The sequence below is a fragment of the Pseudomonas sp. FW305-96 genome (genome assembly GCF_058783825.1).
The window spans coordinates 35,214-55,793 of the sequence record NZ_JBYSYW010000026.1 but is presented as its reverse complement, the minus strand read 5'-3'; the positions used below and the strand labels follow the sequence as shown (position 1 = coordinate 55,793).

10 protein-coding genes are annotated in these 20,580 nt (G+C 68.6%); 3 read left to right on the top strand and 7 right to left on the bottom strand.

Annotation, left to right across the window (positions count from 1 at the left end; genetic code table 11):
* The first annotated feature begins 97 nt into the window (after positions 1-97).
* Entirely contained in the window at positions 98-12,598 is a 12,501-nt protein-coding gene (locus AC3WL2_RS18590) for a putative filamentous hemagglutinin family protein (protein WP_102683758.1), read from the top strand.
* A gap of 27 nt (positions 12,599-12,625) precedes the next feature.
* Here the strand turns inward: AC3WL2_RS18590 and AC3WL2_RS18585 are convergent, their stop codons facing one another.
* The 5 genes from AC3WL2_RS18585 to ribBA all read right to left on the bottom strand — a co-directional run bounded on the left by AC3WL2_RS18585 (position 12,626) and on the right by ribBA (position 17,983).
* The gene (locus AC3WL2_RS18585) at positions 12,626-13,774 is read right to left on the bottom strand and encodes an ABC transporter ATP-binding protein (RefSeq protein ID WP_102683757.1); all 1,149 of its coding nucleotides are present in this window, start codon (positions 13,772-13,774) and stop codon (positions 12,626-12,628) included.
* 19 nt (positions 13,775-13,793) lie between these two features.
* Positions 13,794-14,600 carry an ABC transporter permease gene (locus AC3WL2_RS18580; RefSeq protein ID WP_102683756.1) on the bottom strand — a complete coding sequence of 269 codons (807 nt, stop codon included), beginning with the start codon at positions 14,598-14,600 and terminating at the stop codon, positions 13,794-13,796.
* Between the two features lie 6 nt (positions 14,601-14,606).
* Entirely contained in the window at positions 14,607-15,524 is a 918-nt protein-coding gene (locus tag AC3WL2_RS18575) for an ABC transporter permease (protein ID WP_102683755.1), read from the bottom strand.
* Positions 15,521-16,546: an ABC transporter substrate-binding protein gene (locus AC3WL2_RS18570; RefSeq protein WP_094011077.1), complete on the bottom strand. Its 1,026-nt coding sequence runs from the start codon at positions 16,544-16,546 to the stop codon at positions 15,521-15,523. Before AC3WL2_RS18570 ends, AC3WL2_RS18575 begins: the two co-directional genes overlap by 4 nt.
* A gap of 324 nt (positions 16,547-16,870) precedes the next feature.
* Positions 16,871-17,983 carry a bifunctional 3,4-dihydroxy-2-butanone-4-phosphate synthase/GTP cyclohydrolase II gene (gene ribBA, locus AC3WL2_RS18565; protein WP_102683754.1) on the bottom strand — a complete coding sequence of 371 codons (1,113 nt, stop codon included), beginning with the start codon at positions 17,981-17,983 and terminating at the stop codon, positions 16,871-16,873.
* 78 nt (positions 17,984-18,061) lie between these two features.
* Between ribBA and AC3WL2_RS18560 the strand changes: the two genes are divergently transcribed.
* Positions 18,062-18,355 (top strand): DUF1330 domain-containing protein, encoded by a 294-nt coding sequence (locus AC3WL2_RS18560; RefSeq protein ID WP_102683753.1) that lies wholly within the window; start codon positions 18,062-18,064, stop codon positions 18,353-18,355.
* Here AC3WL2_RS18560 and AC3WL2_RS18555 read toward each other — a convergent pair whose 3' ends face one another.
* Both AC3WL2_RS18555 and gspI read right to left on the bottom strand, forming a co-directional pair.
* Positions 18,356-19,444 (bottom strand): TerC family protein, encoded by a 1,089-nt coding sequence (locus AC3WL2_RS18555; RefSeq protein WP_232968116.1) that lies wholly within the window; start codon positions 19,442-19,444, stop codon positions 18,356-18,358.
* 156 nt (positions 19,445-19,600) lie between these two features.
* Positions 19,601-19,981 carry a type II secretion system minor pseudopilin GspI gene (gspI, locus tag AC3WL2_RS18550; protein ID WP_102683752.1) on the bottom strand — a complete coding sequence of 127 codons (381 nt, stop codon included), beginning with the start codon at positions 19,979-19,981 and terminating at the stop codon, positions 19,601-19,603.
* Positions 19,982-20,128: 147 nt separating this feature from the next.
* Between gspI and gspG the strand changes: the two genes are divergently transcribed.
* Positions 20,129-20,575 (top strand): type II secretion system major pseudopilin GspG, encoded by a 447-nt coding sequence (gene gspG, locus AC3WL2_RS18545; RefSeq protein ID WP_102683751.1) that lies wholly within the window; start codon positions 20,129-20,131, stop codon positions 20,573-20,575.
* The last annotated feature ends 5 nt before the right edge of the window (positions 20,576-20,580 follow it).

Genomic DNA, 20,580 nt, shown 5'->3' with positions numbered 1-20,580 from the left:
AAAGCTTCGGTCCGCGCCCGGGCCGGCTGCCTTATGGCAAAGCGGCATCACGGCCGCACCGACCTGCCTTCCATGACCCTGCACAAGGAACCCTGCAATGTCGCGCGGCCAGCACCAGCCAGACCTACCCGCCACCGTCGCCCGCCGGCGTCGCCAGCCTGCAGGCCACGCGCCGATGCTGCTCAAGCCCTTGGCCCAGGCCATCGCACTGTTGTTGCTGTCCGGCACGGCCCAGGCCGCGCAGCCGTTCAGCTCGGCCTGGTTCGCGGCCAAGGGCGCCGCGCCCGCAGCCGGTGGCGGTGCGGCAGCGGGCCACGTGCAACTCCCCGGCGCGCCACCTCCGCTGGCCCAGCAGCAGCGCCTGCAGCAGCGGTTCCAGCGCTCCCTGGGCAACCTCGACAACACCGTGGCCGCCATCGCCGCGCAGCAGGCGGCGCAGGCCGCCGGCCGCACCCTGGCGCAGGTACAGCCGCAGACCGTGCCCAACGGCCTGGGCGAGGGCGGCCTGAAGGTCGACGAGAACCCGCTGACCAAGGGCTGGCAGAACGCCAAGGCGCCGCAGCAGAGCCAGGTGGGCGGCAAGACCCAGGTGCTGATCGAACAGACCGCCGACAAGGCGATCCTCAACTGGGAAACCTTCAACGTTGGCCGCGACACCACGGTCAAGTTCGACCAGCAGGCGCAGTGGGCGGTACTCAACCGGGTCAACGACCCCAACGCCCGGCCGAGCCAGATCCACGGCCAGATCGAGGCCCAGGGCACGGTGATGCTGCTCAACCGCAACGGCGTGGTATTCAACGGCAGCAGCCAGGTCAACGTGCGCAACCTGGTGGCGGCGGCGGCGCAGGTCAGCGACGAGCAGTTCCGCGAACGCGGGCTGTATGTCGACAGCAACGGCAGCCAGGCCACCTTCACCCAGGCCGGCGGCAAGGTCGTGGTGCAACGGGGCGCGCAACTGCAGACCCGCGCCCCAGCCACCTCCACCGAGGGCGGCGGGTATGTGCTGCTGCTGGGCAGCGAGGTGAACAACGAAGGCCAGATCATCACGCTCCAGGGCCAGGCAACGCTTGCCGCCGGTGACGACTTCTACATCCGCCGGGGCAGGGGCACCCAGGCCAACGCCTTCTCCACCACCCGCGGCAATGAGGTCGCCAGCAGCCTTAAGCCCGGCAGCAGCGCCGGCAACGTGGTCAACAACGGACTGATCCAGGCGGCGGGCGGTGATATCACCCTGACCGGCCATGCCCTGCGCCAGGATGGCGTGGCCCTTGCCAGCACCGCGGTGGACCGGCGCGGCAGCATCCACCTGCTCAACTCGGCCAGCGACACCAGCGGCACGGTCAGTTTCGGCAAGGGCAGCGTCACCGCCGTGCTGCTCGACGACAGTCAGGCCCTGGACAGCCAGCGCGAGGCCTCGCGGCAGGGGGTGGATGGGGTCAGCGGCAACAATGCCACGGGCCGCTTCGACAACCTGAGCAAGGTCATCGACCGCCCCGAGCAGTCGCGGGTGGAGGTGGTCAGCGGTGGCACCGTGCATTTCCAGGAAGGCGCCCTGACCCTGGCCACCGGTGGCCAGGTGGCCGTCAGCGCCGGGCTGCGCAGCCTGGTGGACGATGGCGCGCGCATCGACGTGGCCGGGGCCCTCGGGGTCAAGGTCGCCATGGAAAGCAATGTCATCAAGATCAACGTGCAGGGCAACGAACAGCGCGACGCGGCCGCCAACCGTGACAAGGGCGGCCTGATCAACCGCGATGTGTGGGTGGACGTGCGTGAGCTGGTGCATGTGGAAAAGGGCGTCAACGGCTACGCCAGCGAGCGCTGGTACACCGCCGGTGGCCTGCTCGAGGTGGGCGGCTACCTGGGCACGCGCAACCACAGCGTCGGCGAGTGGATGGCCCAGGGCGGCACGGTGACCTTCACCGGCCACGACCTGGTGACCCGCGCCGGCGCCGAGATCAACTTGTCTGGCGGCACCCTGGCGGTGCAGGACGGCTACATCCGCCAGAGCTGGCTGCGCGGTGAGGACGGCCGCCTTTACGAACTGTCGAAGGCCCCGGGCGACCTGCTCTACACCGGCCTGTACAACGGCTACGAGGCGCACAGCGCGCGCTGGGACCAGACCCGCACCTTCTACAACCCGCTGATTGCCCCCGGCCAGCGTTACGAGCAGGGTTATACCGTGGGCCGCGACGCCGGCAGCCTGGTGGTGGCGACCCAGAGCGCGCTGCTCGACGGCCAGTTGCTCGGCCAGACCTGGCAGGACGAGCGCCAGGTGCAGGCGCCGGTACGCGGGCGCGACGGCTATCGCCAGGTGCACACCGCCCGGGCCCAGGGCGCGCAACTGGTGCTCGGCCAACAGCTGCCCGGCTACCTCAGCGACGCCAAGGAGCTCGGCTTCAGCCTGACCCCGGTCATGCAGCAGGTGCTGATACGCCAGGGCGCCGGGGGGCAGAGCGCCGACGTCGGCCTGCAGGCACCGTTGGACGAGCAGCGCCGTGGCCAGCTGGCACTCGACAGCGACTGGCTCAACGGCCTGGAGCTGGGTGGTTTGAGCGTTGCCGGCCAACAGCGCATCGAGGTCGATGATGCCGTGCGCCTGGCCGATGGCGGCAGCCTGACGCTCTATGCCCCGCAGGTCCAGGTCAATGCCGACCTGACCGCCAGGGGCGGGCAGATGGCCCTGGGTGATGTGCTCCGTCAGCGTGTTCTCGCCAGCCTGCAGGACCAGGCGCTGGCCACCCCGGCAGGGCTGCGCGCGCAGGTCGGCGTGGCCGCCGGAGTGCGCCTGGATGTCAGCGGTCTGCGCAGCGAAGGCATGGACCCAGGCGAGCGCGCCTGGCGCAACGGTGGCAGCCTGAGCCTGCGCAGCAGCGGCGATGTGCTGCTGGACAACGGCAGCGTGCTGGACGTATCCGGCGGTGTGGTACGCCGCGAGGGCAACCGCCTGCTCGGTGGCAGTGGCGGCAACCTGACCTTGCAGAGTAGCGCGCTGGACAACAGCGGCACCGGGCGCATGCGCCTCGATGGCGAGCTGCGCGGCTACGGCAGCAGTGGCGCAGGCACCCTGACCGTGGCCGCCGAGCGGGTGAGTGTGGGGGGCAGCGGGCAGGGCGAGACCGGCGTGCACCTGGCCGAAGATTTCTTCAACCGTGGTTTCGCTCATTACGCCATCACCGGCAACCATGGCCTGAGTGTGGCCGCTGGCAGCCGTATCGACGTCACCCGGCCGGTGGAGCAACTCGACGCCAGCCGGCCGCTCGGCGATCCGGCGCTGATCGGGTTGGCGCCGCTGTTGGCGCAGAACGCGGTGGCCGGCAAGCTGGAACCGCGCGCCGGCGCAAGCCTGGCCCTGGCGGCGGGTGATAGCCGCTTCGACCAGGCGAGCCGTGAAGCGGCGGTGCTCGAGGTCGGGCGCGGCGCGACGATCAGTGTCGACCCCTTGCAGTCGATCAGCCTGACCAGCACCGCGCAGTTGAACCTGAACGGTACCCTCAATGCCTGGGGTGGCAGTGTCAGCCTGCTGCAGCAATGGTTGCCGACCATGGACTCCGGCGTGACGGAGGGGGCGCACCAGCGCTCGATCCGCCTGGGTGAGCAGGCCGTGATCGATGTGTCCGGGCGGGCGGTCACCGCCCTGGATGCGCAAGGTCGCCGTTATGGTCGGGTCGACGATGGCGGCAGCATTGTCATTGGCGGGCAGATCGACCATGACCAGGGCACCAGCAACGGCGCCTATCTGTTCCTGGACATGGCCGAGGGCGCTCGCCTGCGCGCCGACGGCGCCCAGGCCACGCTGGATATCCGTGGCCAGGGTCCGCTGGCCATGGCCAGCAACGGCGGGCGCATCAGCCTGTCGTCGAGCCACGGCCTGCGCCTGGACGGCAGCTTCAGCGCCGCCTCCGGTGGCCTTGGTGCCGCGGGCGGCAGCCTGGAGGTGGCGCTGGATAGCGGTCTCTACCTCAACGGTAGCCTGGTCGACGCCGTCAAGGCGCCACGCGAGCTGGTACTCGGCCAAGGCGCGGCCAATGCCGAGCAAGGGCCGCTGCGCTATGGTCAGGGGCGGCTCAGCGTTGCTCAGGTTGCTGCGGGGGGCTTCGACAGCTTGTCGCTGCTCAGCGATGGTGTAGTGGCCTTCGAGGGTGACCTGGACCTGCGCATGGCCCGTAGCCTGCAGCTGTACACCGGCTCGCTGGTGCTGGCCCAGAGCAGCGCCGGCGATGCCCGTGTGCATTTGCAGGCGCCCTATGTGCGGCTTGCCGGCAGCAACCATCGCAGCGCCGACCAGGCGACCCGGCCGACCCTCAAGGGCGGGCTGTCGACGCAAGACAGCGCGGCGCTGTTGCAGGTCGACGCCCACCTTCTGGACCTGCGCGATGCCGTGACCTTGGGCGCCCATGGCAGCCTGGCGCTGGCCGCCGGTGGTTCACTGGACTTCGACCGCCGAGGTTTTGCCTTGGGTAGCCTGCGCAGCCAGGGCGACCTGCGGGTGCTGGGCAAGGTTGGCGAGGGCACCGACAGGACCCTGCTGCGCAGCAATGCCGACCTGGAGCTGCTCGCTGCCCAGATCTACCCGACCACCGGCGCCTTCGGCCAGATCGAGACGGCCAGCGATGCCACCTTGCGCATCGGCAGGGCTGGGCAAGGCACGCCCGACCAGCCGTTCTCGGTGTTCGGCCGGCTGGCGCTGGTCGCCGGCAAGGTTGAGCAGGGCGGTGTGCTGCGCGCGCCCCTGGGCGGGCTGTCGCTGGGGCAGGAAACGGGGGGCACCAAGTCCGTCACCCTGCTGCCGGGCAGCATCACCTCGGTCAGCGCGGCAGGGCTGGTCATGCCCTACGGCGGGACGGTGGATGGCCTGAGCTACCTGTTCGCAGGCCAGGCGGTGAAGCTGCTGGGCGCGGCGGGCGACAGCCTGTACGGGGTATCGCTCAACGGCAAGTCCATCGACATCCGCCAGGACGCGCTGATCGACCTGTCCGGAGGCGGCACGCTGACCGGCGCTGGCTTCGTCTCCGGGCGTGGCGGCTCCACCGACGCCCGCTACCATCCGCTGATGCAACTCGATGGCGAGGGCCGCCTGGTCCTGCCCACGCTGGGCAGCAACCCGGTCTACGCCATTGTGCCGAGCTTCACCGGCCCTTATGCGCCGGTGACCGGCGAGGCCGGCGTGACGGCGCCGGGGATCGGCCAGCAGATCACCCTGGATGGCAGCGTTCCTGGCCTGGCGGCGGGCACCTACACCTTGCTGCCGGCCAGCTTTGCGCTGCTGCCGGGGGCGTTCAGGGTCGAGCTCAATGGCCTGGCCATGGCCGGGGGCAGCGCTGCCAGCCTGGCGATGCGCAACGGCTCCTGGACTACCACGGGCAGCCTGTCGGTGGCCAACACCGGTATCCGCCAGCCGCTGTCGAGCCAGGTGATCCTGACCTCGGGCGACGTGTTGCGGCGCTATTCGCAGTACAACGAAACGTCCTACGCCACCTTCGCCCGTGCCGATGCCTCGGCCAAGGGCGTGCCGCGCGCGGCGATCGAGGCCGATGGCAAGTGGCTGAACCTGCGGGTGCAGGGCAACAACGAGGCCGCCAGTACCTTGCGCGTCGCCGGCCGGGTGAACTTCGCCGCCGCCGAAGGCGGTCATGCCGGCAGCGCGGCAGTGTTCGGCGCCCGCGGCCTTGAGGTGGTGGCCGATGGTGGCGCCGGCCAGGCCAGCGGCGAGAACATCGCGGTGCTGTCGGCCCGCGAGCTCAATGCCCTGCAGGCACCCCGGCTGACCTTGGGCGGCCGCGCCAACGTACTCTACGGCCAGGGCGGCAACCAGATGACCTTCCTCGAAGGCACCAGCGATATCTGGCTGCGTTCGGGGGCGGTGCTGCAGGCCGGTGAAGTGTTCCTGACTAACAACGACCCGCGTGGCAGCATCGTCGTCGAGCAGGGGGCCGGGATCGTCACCCTTGGCCGAGGCGCGGTGCCTTTCGATGCCGATGACGGCTACTTCATCAACAGCAACGGCCGTGCCTTGCTGGCGGTGTCCAACGGCCGGCTGGATGTGGTGTCGTCGCAGTTCACCAGCAGTTGGTCGCCGGGCTCCATCCTCATTGGCGGTTGCAGCGCCGGCGGTTGCCAGGGCACCACCCGGCTGTACTCGGAAGGCTCGTTGTTCGCCGCCACCGACAAGACCTTCAGTCTCGATGACGGGGTGTCCTTCGGGACCCGGCACCTGGGCCTGGCGGTCGGGCGGATCAACGTCGGCAGCGCCGACGCGCTGGCTCGCGCCCTGGCGGACGGCGTGCTGGGCCAGGGCCTGACCCTCAACCAGCAGGTGCTCGACCGTCTGCTGCAGGGCAGCCCGGCCGAGGCTGTGCCGGCACTGGAGACCCTGACCCTGGCGGCGTCCGACTCGCTGAACTTCTTCGGCACCACGGCGCTCGACACCTACGACCCGGTCACCGGCAAGAACCGCCTGCAGGCGCTGGTGCTCGGCGTGCCGGCCATTTATGGCCATGGCCAGGCCGGCGACCAGGCGACCATTCGCACCGAACGGCTGATCTGGAGCGGTGCGCGCAACGCCGCGGGTGCGCCGATCGCGGGCGGGGCCGGCAGTGGCGATGGCCTGCTGGCAATCCGCGTCAAGGACCTGGAGTTCGGTTACGGCGCCAACAGCCAGCCCGATGGCAGCGCCGACATGGCGCGCCAGACCCTGGGCTTCAGCCGCGTGGAACTGCACGCCAGCCACCAGGTGAGCGCCAACCACAAGGGCAGCCTGCTGGTCCACCACCGCCGTGGTGACTACCAGGCCGACGGTAGCTTCGCCTACAGCGGCGGTGACCTGCTGGTGGACACACCGCTGTGGACCGGCAGCGCCGGCTCGCTCAATCGTATCGAGGCCGGTGGCACCCTGCGCGTGCAGGGCGGCGGTGGCACCCTGGCCAGCGGTCGTCAGGCCCTGGGCGCCGAGCTGAGCCTGAAGGCGCGGCAACTGCTGGTCGATGGCACCTTCAGCCTGCCCAGCGGCCGCCTGACCCTGCAGGCGCTGGACGACCTGCGCCTGGGTGACGCCGCACGGCTGGACCTGGCCGGGCGTACCTTGACCCTCAACGACGTGACCCAGTACAGCTGGGGCGGCGAGCTGGTGCTGGGCAGCCAGTTCGGCGACATTCACCAGGCCGCTGGCGCGCTGATCGACCTCAGTGCCCGCGGCAACCGCGCCGGGCGGCTGACGGCCATTGCCCTGGGCGAGCAAGGTGGGCGCATCGAACTGCTCGGCCAGATCCTCGGCGCGGCCAGTGGCCGTTACGACGCCGCCGGCACGCAGGTTCCGTACGCGGGCGGGGTGGTCGATATCCGCGCCCGGCAGCTGGACGACTTTGCCGGCCTCAACCAGCGCCTGAACCGCGACCAGGTGTTCGGTGCGCGCAGCTTCCAGATCAAGCAGGGTGATCTGGTGATCGGCGATGAGCTCAAGGCCCAGCAGATCAACCTGTCGCTGGACAACGGGCAGCTCACGGTCAACGGCCATGTCGATGCCAGCGGCGAGCAGGTCGGCAGCATCCGCCTGGCCGCCAATCGAGGCCTGACCCTGGGCGCCGGGGCCTTGCTTGACGCCCATGGCAGTGTGCTGCGGGTCGACAGCTATGGCGCGATCATCGATGCGCCCAACCGCGCCGTGGTCGAGCTCAGCAGTGGCCAGGGCCAGTTGACCCTGGCCAGCGGCGCACGCATCGACCTGCGCCACGGCACCGCCTCCGGGCAGGGCGATGGCCGCCAGCGCGGCACCCTGGAGCTGATCGCCCCGCGCCTGGGCAGCGATACGGCGGGCGATATCGCCATCGACGTGCGTGGCCCAGTGGACATTCTCGGCGCGCGCTCCATCGCCGTGATCGGCAACCAGCGCTACACCGACGCGGCGCCGGGCGGCACTTCGGCCAGTGGCCGGCCGATCCAGGTCATCGACCAGGACTACTTGACCCGCAAGCACGACCAGAGTGTGCTGTTCATCGACAACCTGCTGCGCAACCGCGACCTGCTCGATGTGCGCCTGGCCGGGCTGAACAACCCCCGCTACGCCCAGGCCCTGCACCTGCGCCCGGGCGTGGAGATCGCCACGGTCGATGCCGGCACCGACCTGGTGGTGCAGGGCGACCTGGACCTGTCCGGCCATCGCTACGCCAGCCTCAACCCGCTGACGCCGAAGACTGCCGTTCACGGTTCGGGCGAGGTGGGCAACCTGGTGCTGCGCGCCGGCGGCAACCTGGAGGTGTATGGCAGCATCAGCGACGGTTTCGTGCCGCTGGACCTGGCCAGCGACGAAGCGCGCATGGACGGCAAGGGCTGGTTGCTGTTGCCCGGCAAGCAGCCGTTCGACAGCGACCTGGTGATCCCGCGCAGCGGCGTCGAGCTGGCCGAGGGCACGCAGTTCCCCGAAGGCAGCCTGCTCAATTTCGACCTGCCGTTCGCCGCCACCACCTTGCCGGCCAACCTGCGCCTGCCCAGCGCCATGAGCCTGTCGGCGCCGCTGAGCCTGCCCGCGGGCACGGTGCTCGAGGCCGCGGTACGCGACGCTGGCGGCAACCTGTTGTACGCCGCCGGCACGCTGCTGCGCGAGGCGGTCACCCTGGGCATGGGTACGCGCCTGGACGCCGGCAGCCGCCTGCCGGTCAGCGTGGCCGTGCAGGGCGGTATCTGGAGCAAGGGCATCGCCCTGCCCAGTGGCGGCCTTACCCAAGGCAGCGCGCTTACCCTGGCCGTTGGCTCGCGGCTGCCGGCGGGCACCGATGTCAAGCTCGCCGCAGGCGTCGACCTGATCGAGCTGCGCCCCGCAAGCAATGGCCAGCAGGGGCGCAACTGGGCGCTGGCGCAGATGTTGCCGGCAGGCTCGCAGTCGTGGTCGATGCGCCTGGTGGCCGGCGCCGACCTGGACGCCGCCGACAGCCGCATCACCCGCGCCGACACCGATGCCGGCGTGCTGCGCCTGGCCGACCTGCACTACATCGCGCAGCAGAAACGCAGCGGTGGCGGGGCTGGCGGCACCGGCATGGTCTGGGGGCCGGACAACACCTACGGCATGGAGCCCGGTACCCCGGTAGCCCCCGAGGACCTGGCGCTGTGCGACATCGCCGGTTGGTGCGAGCCGGCGGTGAAGACCATCAAGGTGTGGGGCCCCGACAACACCTACGGCATGGAGCCGGGCACGCCGGTGGCGCCCGAGGACCTGGTGTTGTGCGACATCGCCGGCTGGTGCGTGGACCAGACGCTGGGGGGCAAGAAGCTCTGGGTCTGGGGGCCGGACAACACCTATGGCATGGAGCCCGGCACCCCGGTGGCCGACGCCGACATGGAGTTGTGCTCGATCCCCGGCTGGTGCGTGGAGATCGACGCGCCGACCGAGCCCGAGCGTATCGAGGTCACGCCGCACACCCTGATGTTCAGCGTGTTGCGCACCGGTACCGGCGACCTTGACCTGCTCAGTGCCGGCGACTGGCGCATGGACTCGCTGTTCGGTGTCTACACCGCCGGCACCCAGGCGCCGTCGCTGTGGCGCGACGGCGTCGATCCGCACCAGCTCGCCCGTGGCCGGCTGGCCGACGGCAGCGTGCTCGGCAGCGCCGGCGCGCCCTATGAGGCGCTGACCGAAAGCCTGTACCGCGCCTGGTATCCGGAGCAGGGCGGCAACCTGCGGATCGCGGCCGGGGGCGACCTTACCGGCAACCTGGTGGCGAGCAAGACAGGCGGCGCCCTCTCCAGGCCGCAAGTGGCATCGGCCGCGGTGGGCAACTGGCTGTGGCGCCAGGGCCAGACCAGTGCCGATACCCCGGCGGCGTGGTGGGTCAACTTCGGCACCTTCGCCCAGCAGCCCCAGACCTTGGTGGCCGAACCTTGGCTGGTGGGCTTCACCGGCATCGGCACCCTGGGGGGTGGCAACCTGGACGTCGGCGTGGGTGGCTCGGCCGGCCTGTTGCAGGCCAGCAATACCGCGGGCGTCGAGGCCGAGCGCAGCCAGGGCCTGAACCTGGTGGTCGGCGGCAGCGGCCGGATCGCCGAGGATGGTCGCCTGGTGCAGACCGGCGGCGGCGACCTGAACCTGCGGGTGGCCGGTGGCATCAACCCGGCGTCCGCGGCACTGGAGATGGCGCGGGTCACCCCCGACCTGGGCGGCACGCTGGTCAACCTGCGGGGTGCGCTGAATGTCCAGGCGGGCAGCGTCGGGGTGGTCAGGCAGGTGTATGGCAGCAGCTTCGCCTTCAATGACAGCAGCGAGTCGCGCGCCTACGACCCCTATACCTCGACCAAGGCCGCGGCGCTGGGGGGGCTGACGCTCATGCCTGGTGATGCCGCGGTGCGCCTGGACAGCCGCGGCGACCTGGTCGTGCAGGGTGTCGGTGACCCGGGCCGGGTGCCGCAGTTCAACATGACCGGCTTCCTCGGCGACAACGGTGTGCGCTATGCCGGGCAGGGCAACAGCTGGTTCTCGTTGTGGCGCGAGACCACCGCCGTGGACATGCTCGCCCTGGGCGGCAATGTCACGCCGGTGAACTTCGATGAGCTGCGTCCGGGCCGTAACCTGCCGCTCTACGGTGGCCGCCTGTTCTACCCGACGGCGCTGCGGGTGACGGCGGCCAACGGCAGCCTGTACTACGGCAGTTCGGCCAGCGAGCGTGGCATCGCCACCTCCGCCTATTCGCTGATGACCGCACCTTCGGCGCGCAGCGCTTTGCAACTGATCGCCGGTGAGTCGATCTACGCCGGCGGCTATGTGATCAGCCAGGCGGGCACCGACACTTCGGCCATCGCCACGCCGCAACGGCCGGCAATGCTTGGCCAGGACTTCTCGTACGTGTACCAGGCCAGCAACCTGAGCGCGGATATCGCCGCGAGCCTGGATGCGTCGCCGCTGTTCACCTATGGCCTGAACACCTACAAGGCCGGATCGCGGCCGCAGACACCCGCACGCTTCTATGCCCTGGCCGGGGACATCGTCGGCTTGAACACCGGCGAGATCATCGAGTACCAGCAGACCGGGCTCAAGCTGTATCAGGGCGCGGGGCCGGTGCGGGTGATGGCCGGGCGCGACATCGTCAACGCCGGCAAGGCGCTGGGCGTCGAGCGCTTCGGCGCGCCGGGCATGGTGGCGGGGGACCAGGGCAACGTCTATTCCTGGGGCAACCTGGTCATCCATGGCGATGCCCTGGATGTCTCGCTGATCAGCGCCGGGCGCGACATTCGCCTGAGCACCTTCAATGTCGCCGGTCCCGGACAGCTGGAGGTGGTCGCCGGGCGCAACCTGTTCCAGTCCGGCCAGGGCGTGGGCTCGGCTTACCAGGAGGCGGCGATCAACAGTATCGGCCGGGTCGATGGCAGTGGTGGCGGCAACGATGGCGCGGCTATCGCCATCGTCGTCGGCGCCGGCAAGGCCGGCCCGGACTACCAGCGTCTGCTCGAGCGCTACCTCGGCGCGGAGCAGCCCGCCGACAGCGGCCAGGCGGACAACGTGTTCAAGCGCTATGACCTGGAGCTGCAGGCCTGGCTGCGCGAACGCTTCGGCTTCAGCGGCGACAGCGCCGACAGCCGCGCCTACTTTGCCGCCTTGCCCGCCGAGCAGCAGCGCATCTTCGCCCGCCAGGTCTACTTCAGCGAGCTGCGTGAAGGCGGGCGCGAGTACAACGACGTCAACGGCCCGCGTACCGGCAGTTACCTGCGCGGTCGCCAGGCGATCGCCGCGTTGTTCCCGGACAAGGACGTGGCCGGCAATCCGATCCGCTACGACGGCAGTGCCACCGTCTACGGCGGCGCGGGCATCCACACTGATTTCGGCGGCGGCATCCAGGTGCTGACCCCAGGTGGCCAGCAGGTGTTCGGCATCGAGGGCGAAGCGCCGCCGTCCACCGCCGGGGTGATCACCCAGGGCAGCGGCGACATCCAGCTGTACTCCCAGGGCAGCATCCTGCTCGGCCAGAGCCGGATCATGACCACCTTCGGCGGCTCGATCCTCGGCTGGTCGGCCCAGGGCGACATCAACGCCGGCCGCGGCTCGAAGACCACCGTGGTGTACACGCCGCCCAAGCGCACCTACGACCTGTGGGGTAACGTCGGCCTGGCGCCGAGCGTGCCGAGCACCGGTGCCGGTATTGCCACGCTCAACCCGATTGCCGAGGTGGCGCCGGGGGATATCGACCTGATCGCACCGTTGGGCACCATCGATGCCGGCGAGGCGGGGATCCGCGTGTCGGGCAACGTCAACATCGCCGCGCTGCAGGTGGTCAACGCTGCCAACATCCAGGTGCAGGGCGATGCCAAGGGCATGCCGGTGGTGGCCGCGGTGAATACCGGGGCGATCGCTTCGGCCAGCGCCGCGGCGTCGTCGGCGAGCCAGGCGGCCGAGGAGGCGGGCCGCCAGCAACAGGCCGCGTCGCGTCAGCGCCAGCCATCGGTGATCACCGTGCAGGTGCTGGGCTTCGGTGGCGAGCGGCTGGTGCCGGGGCAGGACGGGGCGAGCCTTAATCCGCAGTACAACCGCCAGAGCCCAGTGCAGGTACTGGGCGCGGGGGCGCTGGATGAGCGGGCCAAGGCGCAATTGACCGAGGAGGAGCGGGGCAACCTGTTGCTGTGAGGGGCCGCGCTACGGCCCCTGGTTGGCTCAATGTGCCCCGGCGCCCTTGCTCAGGTCGCTCTCGGCCCAGTCGGTGTAGATGCACGCATCCGCTACGGCCCAGCGCACCCTGACCTGGTCGCCCGGCTGCATGGACATGCCCGCGGCGGACAGCGCCTTGACCGTCAGCGCCGTGCCGCCCTGGGTGACCACGTGGCAGGTCTGGCTTTCGCCGAGGAACAGCAGCTCGGCGACCGTGGCGCTGACTTCGTTCCAGCCTGCCGGCAAGGGTTCGCGCGCGGCCTGCTCGACGGTCAGCGCCTGGGCCTTCTCCGGGCGCACCATGATCAACGCTTCCTGGGCGTTGGCCAGGCCCGGGGTCAGGCGCACCGCCACCGGCTGGCCCTCGAAGTGTCCGCCGCCGTTGCCGCTGGCAGTGAAGCGCAGGAAGTTGGAGTTGCCCAGGAACGAGGCGACGAAGGCATTCGGCGGGTTCTGGTAGAGGTCGTAGCCGGTGCCCAGGCCGACGATGCGGCCATGGCTGAAGATGGCGATGCGCTGGGACAGGCGCATTGCCTCCTCCTGGTCGTGGGTCACGTAGACGATGGTGATGCCCAGGCGCCGGTGCAGCTGGCGCAGTTCGTCCTGCAGGTCTTCGCGCAGCTTCTTGTCCAGCGCGCCGAGTGGCTCGTCCATCAGCAGGATGCGCGGCTCGTACACCAGCGCCCGGGCGATCGCCACGCGCTGCTGCTGGCCGCCGGACATCTGCGAGGGCTTGCGGTGGGCGAAGGGTTCCAGGCGTACCAGCTTGAGCATGGCCTCCACGCGCTTGCGGGTCTCGTCGGCGCCGAGTTTGCGGATGGCCAGGGGGAAGCCGATGTTGTCGCGCACGTTCAGGTGCGGGAACAGCGAGTAGCGCTGGAACACCATGCCGATGTCGCGCTTGTGCGGCGGCACGTTGACCAGCGACTGGCCGTCGACCAGGATCTCGCCGCTGCTGGGCGTTTCGAAGCCGGCCAGCATCGACAGGGTGGTGGACTTGCCCGAGCCGCTGGAGCCGAGGAAGGTGAGGAACTCGCCGTCCTGGATCTCAAGGTCCAGGTTGTCCACGGCGGTGAAGTCGCCGTAGTGCTTGTTCAGGCCGCGCAGGCTGACCAGGGGCCGGTTGCGGGTATCGTCTTTGATCACTGCATTCATTGTTATTGGCTCCGGGCAGTCAGGCGTTTTCGGCGCGCCGGCGCAGGGCGGCGGCAATCAACATCACAAGCAGGGACAGGCCGATCAGCAGCGTCGAGGCCACCGCGATCACCGGGCTCAGGTCCTGGCGCAGGGTGGTCCACATCTTCACCGGCAGGGTCTGCAGGTCGGGGCTGGCCATCATCACGCTCAGCACCACTTCGTCCCAGGACACCAGGAAGGCGAACAGGCCGCCGGCGATCATGCCCGGGCGGATCGCCGGGAAGGTCACCTTGACGATCGCCTGCAGGCGCGAGGCGCCGCAGATCACCGCGGCGTCCTCGATGGACTGGTCGAACAGCTTGAGCGAGTTGATGATCGAGATGATGGTGAAGGGCAGGGCGACGATCACGTGGCTCACCACAAAGGCGAACAAGGTGCCGGTGTAGCCCAGCTTGAGGAACAGCGCGTACACCGCCACGGCGATGATCACCAGGGGCACGATCATCGGCATGGTGAACAGCCCGTACAGCAGCTCGCGGCCCGGGAAGCGACCGCGCACCAGGGCAAAGGCAGTGGGCAGGCCCAGCGCCACGGCGGCGAAGGTGGTGAGCAGCGCCACCTTGAGGCTGGCCAGCGCCGCGTCCATCCACTCGGGGTTGGCGAAGAACTGCGCGTACCACTTCAAGGTCCAGCCTGGTGGCGGGAACACCAGCCACTGTGACGAGCCGAACGACAGCAGGATGATGAACACCACCGGCAGCAGCAGGAAGGCAGCGATCAGCCCGGTGGTCAGGTACAGCCCGGTGCGCAGCGGGCGACCCATGGCATTGGGGGAAAGCAGCATGGCGGTTTACCTCGCGTTGCCGACCGGGGACTCCGGCTGCAGCTTCAGGTACAGGTAGAAGAGCACCAGGGTGATCACCACCAGCAGGGCGGCAGCGGCGCTGGCCAGGCCCCAGTTGAGGAACGACTGCACCTGCTGGATGATGAACTCGGGCAGCATCATGTTCTGCGCGCCGCCGAGCAGGGCCGGGGTGACGTAGTAGCCGAGCGACATCACGAACACCATCAGCGCGCCGGAGAACAGCCCCGAGCGGCACAGCGGCAGGAACACCTTCCAGAAGTTGGTCCAGGGGCTGGCGCCGCAGATCGAGCCTGCCTGCAGCACCATCGGGTCGATGGCGTGCATGGTCGCCTGCAACGGCAGGACGATGAACGGGATCATGATGTAGCTCATGCCGATCACCACGCCGGTGAGGTTATGCACCATCTCCAGCGGGGCGTCGATGATGCCCATGGCCATCAACACCTTGTTGATCACCCCCGAGCTCTGCAGCAGCACCAGCCACGAGTAGGTGCGCGCCAGCAGGCTGGTCCACATCGACAGCAGCACGATGTTCAGCAGCCAGCGGCCCCAGCCCTTGGGCACCAGGGTGATCGCCCAGGCCAGCGGGAAGCCCAGCAGCACGCTGATCAGGGTGACCAGGCCGGCCACCGAGAAGGTGTTGAACAGCACCCGGGCATAGGCCGAGTTGGCGAACAGCTGCGCATAGTTGCCAAGGCCCGGCTCGGGCTCCAGCACCCCACGCAGCAGCAGGCCGACCAGCGGGGCGAAGAAGAACAGGCCGAGGAACAGCAGCGCCGGCAGCAGGTTGCGGCTGCCGCGCCAGCGTTGGCTGATGGGCGGGCGACGCTCGGCCGCCCCGGGCGCGCCGGTGCCGCTGGGGGCACCTTGCGCGTTGTGCAGGGCATTGATGGCGACTTTCATTTGACCAGCCACTCATTCCAGCGGGCGGCGATGGCCTGGCCGTTCTTCGCCCAGTAGGCGAAGTCCAGGGTCACCTGGTCCTGGGCGTAGGCAGTCGGCAGGTTCGGCGCCAGGTCTTTGTCGAGCTTGGCCACGCTGTCGACGTTGACCGGGGCGTAGGCGGTCTTGTTGGCGAACTCGGCCTGGCCTTCGGCGCTGCTGGCGTTGGCCAGGAACTTCATGGCTGCGTCCTTGTTCTTCGCGCCTTTGGGGATGACCAGGAAATCGGCCATGACCAGGTTCTGCTTCCAGCTCACGCCAACCGGCGCGCCGTCCTGCTGCAAGGCATACACGCGGCCGTTCCAGAACTGCCCGAGCGAGGCTTCACCCGAGGCCAGCAGTTGCTGCGACTGGGCGCCGCCGCCCCACCAGACGATGTCTTTCTTGATGGTGTCGAGCTTCTTGAAGGCGCGGTCCAGGTCCAGCGGGTAGAGCTTGTCTGGCGCCACGCCGTCGGCCAGCAGGGCCAGTTCGAGCACGCCGGGGCTGGGCCACTTGTACAGGGCGCGCTTGCCGGGGTAGGTCTTGGTGTCGAACAGGGCGGACCAGTCCACCGGTTTGTTGGCGCCGAGCTTGCCCTCGTTGTAGCCGAGCACGAAGGAGAAGAAGAACGAGCCGACGCCATGGTCGGAGACGAAGCGCGGGTCGATCTTGTCGCGCTGGATCTGCTTGAAATCGAGGGGTTCGAGCAGGCCTTCGCTGGCGGCGCGCAGGGCGAAGTCGGCTTCGACATCGACCACGTCCCACTGCACGTTGCCGCTTTCGACCATGGCCTTGAGCTTGCCGTAGTCGGTGGGGCCGTCCTGCACCACCTTGATGCCGGACGCCTTGCTGAAGGGTTCGGCCCATGCGGCCTTCTGCGCATCCTGGGTGGTCCCGCCCCAGCTGACGAAGTTCAGGCTGTCGGCCGCCTGGGTGGCCTGGCAGGCCAGGGTCAGCAGGCTGGCGGACAGCACTGCGGTTACTCGTTTGCTCAACAGCATGGTTACGCCCTCGTTGCTTTTGTTATTCGAGGCGGGCTTCTGTCGCCCGCCAATCATGTTCGGGGAGCAGCGTCAAACGGGTGGAGCGTGGCCGTCATGTCAGTGTAGGTGCGGCCGGCAGAATCAAGGTCTACGGAATGTCATATTATGGTATTCCAAACTTTTCGCAAGAGGTCGGCGCTGACCGGCCATCACTCCGCGTGGCGACAGGGCCGTTGCGGCCCATCGCCGGCAAGCCGGCTCCCACAGATACGGCGCGGGTCTCAGGAATTGCGAGGTCCCTGTGGGAGCCAGCTGACAGGCAGTGCTTGCAGCACCGTGAAATCAATTACTCTCGAACGGAATGCTCTGCACCACCTCCAGCTCGTACCCGGCCAACCCGGCGTACTTGAGTGGCGGCCCCAGGTGGCGCAGCTTGCCCACGCCCAGGTCCTGGAGAATCTGCGCGCCGGTGCCGACCTCCGAGTAGACCTTCGACTGGCCACGCTGGTAGGGCCGGGCCGGCTGAGTCAGTTGCGGCACGCGTTCGAGCAGGGCCTGGGAGGATTCATGGTTGGCCAGGATCACTACCACCCCGGCACCTTCCTCGGCGACCTTCTGCAGCGCCGCCCACAGCGTCCAGTTGGCCGGGCCTGCGTACTCGGCGCCAACCAGGTCGCGCAGCGGGTCGATCACATGCACGCGCACCAGGGTGGGCTGCTCGCGGCGGATCTCGCCCATGACCATGGCCATGTGCACGCCGCCTTCGATGCGGTCTTCGTAGGTGACCAGGCGGAAGTTGCCGTGCACCGTGGGCAATGCCCGTTCACCGATGCGCTTGATGGTCTGCTCGGTGCTCAGCCGGTAGTGGATCAGGTCGGCGATGGTGCCGATCTTGATGCCATGCCGGGCGGCGAACACTTCCAGGTCGGGCCGGCGGGCCATGCTGCCGTCATCATTGAGCACCTCGACGATCACCGATGCCGGGCTGAAGCCTGCCAGGCGGGCCAGGTCGCAACCGGCCTCGGTGTGCCCGGCGCGGGTCAGCACGCCGCCTTCGCGGGCACGCAAGGGGAAGATGTGGCCGGGCTGTACCAGGTCTTCGGGGCGGGCGTCGGCGGCCATGGCCGCGGCCACCGTGCGTGCCCGGTCGGCGGCGGAAATGCCGGTGGTCACACCGCTGGCGGCTTCGATCGAGACGGTGAAAGCGGTACCGAACACGCTGGCGTTGCTTGGCACCATCTGCTCAAGGCCCAGGCGCTGGCAGTGCTCATCGGTGAGGGTCAGGCAGATCAGGCCACGCGCCTCGCGGGCCATGAAGTTGATGGCCTGGGCGTCGCAGCGCTCGGCGGCGATCAGCAGGTCGCCTTCGTTTTCCCGGTCCTCGTCGTCCACCAGCAGGACCATCCGGCCCTGGCGGTAGTCGTCGAGGAGTTCTTCGATGTTGTTGAAGGCCATGTTGCACGCTCATACTGGTCAGGAAAGTTTTATGGTATACCATAATACGATAATGACCATGCAACCGGAGCGCGACGAATGAAGGCCTACTGGATCGCCCATGTGGACGTCACCGACCCCGAGCAATACCTGCAATACACCCAGCGCGCCCCGGCGGCGTTCGTCGTCTTTGGCGGGCGCTTCCTGGCCCGGGGCGGGCGCAGCGAGGCGCTGGAGGGGCGGGCGACGCCGCAGCGCAGCGTGGTGGTCGAGTTCGATTCCTATGAGCAGGCCGTGGCCTGCTATCGCTCGGACCTGTACCAGGAGGCCTGCCGCCATCGCCAGGGGGCGGCGATGGCGCAGGTGATCATCGTCGAGGGGCTCGTGCCCTGATCAGACCCGCAGGTGCGGGCCTTTCTTCTCGGCAATGTTGTCGGCGGCAATGGCGGTCGGCTTGTTTTCTGTGGGCAGTGGTTCGTCCTGTGCTGGTTGTTGTTCGGCCGGTTGCTGCTGATTGCGTGTGCGCAGCAACGACAGCAGCACGCCGCCGAGCAACAGCCCGAACGTGACCCCCAGCGAAATGCCGGCCGGCACCTTGCCCACCAGCCCGTGCCAGAAGATCTTGCAGCCGATGAAGATCAGCACCAACGCCAGCGCGTACTTGAGGTAGACGAAGCGGTGCATCAGTGCCGCCAGGGCGAAGTACAGCGAGCGCAAGCCGAGGATGGCGAAGATGTTCGAGGTGTAGACGATGAACGGGTCCTGGGTGATGGCGAAGATCGCCGGCACGCTGTCGACGGCGAACACCAGGTCGGCCAGCTCGATCAGCACCAGGGCCAGGAACAGCGGTGTGGCATAGCGGATGGCGCGGTCCGTTCCGGGTGGCGTGAGATGGACGAAGAAGTGCCGGCCATGCAGCTGGTCGGTCACCCGCATGTGCCGACGCACGAAGCGCAGCACCGGGTTGTTGGCCAGGTCCGGGTGGGCGTCATCCTTGGACAGTGCCATCTTCACCCCGGTGAACAGCAGGAAGGCGCCGAAGATATACAGCACCCAGGCGAAGTGCTGCACCAGCGCGGCGCCCACGCCGATCATGATCGCCCGCAGCACCACCACCCCGAGGATGCCCCAGAACAGCACGCGGTGCTGATAGCGGCGGGGGATGGCGAAGAAGCTGAAGATCATCGCCATGACGAACACGTTGTCCATCGACAACGACTGCTCGACCAGGAAACCGGTGTAGAACTCCAGCGCCGGCTGCGCTCCGAGCTCATACCAGACCCATACACCGAACAGCACGCCGACGCTGAAGTAGCCCGAATACAGCAGCAGGCTTTCGCGCATCTCGATCTCGCGGTCCTGGCGGTGCAGCACGCCGAGGTCGAGGACCAGCAAGGCGATGACGATGGTGATGAAGACCAGCCACAACCAGGCGCTGGTGCCGAGAAAAGGCGTGAAGAGAAAAGTGTGCAGAGCTGTCATGAGCCCCTCCTTGATTGTCGACGTTGCATGGCAACAGTGATTCCGACATGGCGGCGCAAACCGTCAGAGGGGCCCGGCATCACATGCGATTGAGCCTAGTCGCGTTCGCCGGGGTTGCCGAATGGCAGGCTGTTACATTTCTTTGCATGAACCACACTAGGTGGCGGGCGCAGCCTCGGCGCCCCCGAGCAACGTCTGCAGCCGCGCCAGCGCCGGCCCTTCATGCTGGCGGTCGAACACCTGCAGCGACACCTCCAGCAGCCCTTGCCGCGAGCGCGACACGCGCTGCTCGCAGCGCAAGCGCAGGCGGCCCTGGTCGCATTCGAACTGCCTGACGCCTGGCCTGGCGCTGCCTTCCAGGCGCAGTTCGGCCAGGCGTCCCTGGGCGGCGAGCAAGGCCAGCGCCTTGTCGCGCAACAGCCCGTTCCCTTGGGTCATCAAGCCGCTGGCGCGCACGGCGGCGGCCATGGCCACCGCCACGATGGTCAACGCCACCAGCACTTCGATCAGGGTGAAACCATCCTCGGTGGCACGCACAGGGCACCTTTCGCGCAAGGCAAAGCAGCACTGTAGAGCGGCCCGATGACGCTTTGACGACGCCGACTCCCGAGCTTTTTCAATATCCGTGACATACCGCCTTGCCACAATCGGCCCCCGATTCGAACTCACGCAAGGAATGCCGAGATGCAGATCGCCCGCCGCAACCTTCCCACCCGCCGCTTGCGCCAGCAGGGCTTCACCCTGATCGAGATCATGGTGGTGGTGGTGATCCTCGGGATTCTCGCGGCGATGGTGGTGCCCAAGGTGCTCGACCGCCCCGACCAGGCGCGCGCCACGGCGGCGCGCCAGGACATCGGCGGGCTGATGCAGGCACTGAAGTTGTACCGCCTGGACAACGGCGCCTACCCGAATCAAAACCAGGGCCTGAAGGTGTTGGTGGAGAAGCCGGCGCAGGCCAAGGATGGCCAATGGCGTGCCTACCTCGACCGCCTGCCCAACGACCCCTGGGGCCGCCCTTACCAGTACCTGAACCCGGGCGCCAACGGCGAGATCGATGTGTTTTCCCTGGGCGCCGACGGCCAGGCCGGGGGCGATGGGGTGAACGCCGACCTCGGCTCCTGGCAGTTGTGACCGGC

Bases quoted from the DNA above. Each gene is read 5' to 3' on its own strand.
- AC3WL2_RS18590 (WP_102683758.1), top strand. From the start codon at position 98: ATGTCGCGCGGCCAGCACCAGCCAGACCTACCCGCCACCGTCGCCCGC.
- AC3WL2_RS18585 (WP_102683757.1), bottom strand. From the start codon at position 13,774: ATGAATGCAGTGATCAAAGACGATACCCGCAACCGGCCCCTGGTCAGC.
- AC3WL2_RS18580 (WP_102683756.1), bottom strand. From the start codon at position 14,600: ATGCTGCTTTCCCCCAATGCCATGGGTCGCCCGCTGCGCACCGGGCTG.
- AC3WL2_RS18575 (WP_102683755.1), bottom strand. From the start codon at position 15,524: ATGAAAGTCGCCATCAATGCCCTGCACAACGCGCAAGGTGCCCCCAGC.
- AC3WL2_RS18570 (WP_094011077.1), bottom strand. From the start codon at position 16,546: ATGCTGTTGAGCAAACGAGTAACCGCAGTGCTGTCCGCCAGCCTGCTG.
- ribBA (WP_102683754.1), bottom strand. From the start codon at position 17,983: ATGGCCTTCAACAACATCGAAGAACTCCTCGACGACTACCGCCAGGGC.
- AC3WL2_RS18560 (WP_102683753.1), top strand. From the start codon at position 18,062: ATGAAGGCCTACTGGATCGCCCATGTGGACGTCACCGACCCCGAGCAA.
- AC3WL2_RS18555 (WP_232968116.1), bottom strand. From the start codon at position 19,444: ATGACAGCTCTGCACACTTTTCTCTTCACGCCTTTTCTCGGCACCAGC.
- gspG (WP_102683751.1), top strand. From the start codon at position 20,129: ATGCAGATCGCCCGCCGCAACCTTCCCACCCGCCGCTTGCGCCAGCAG.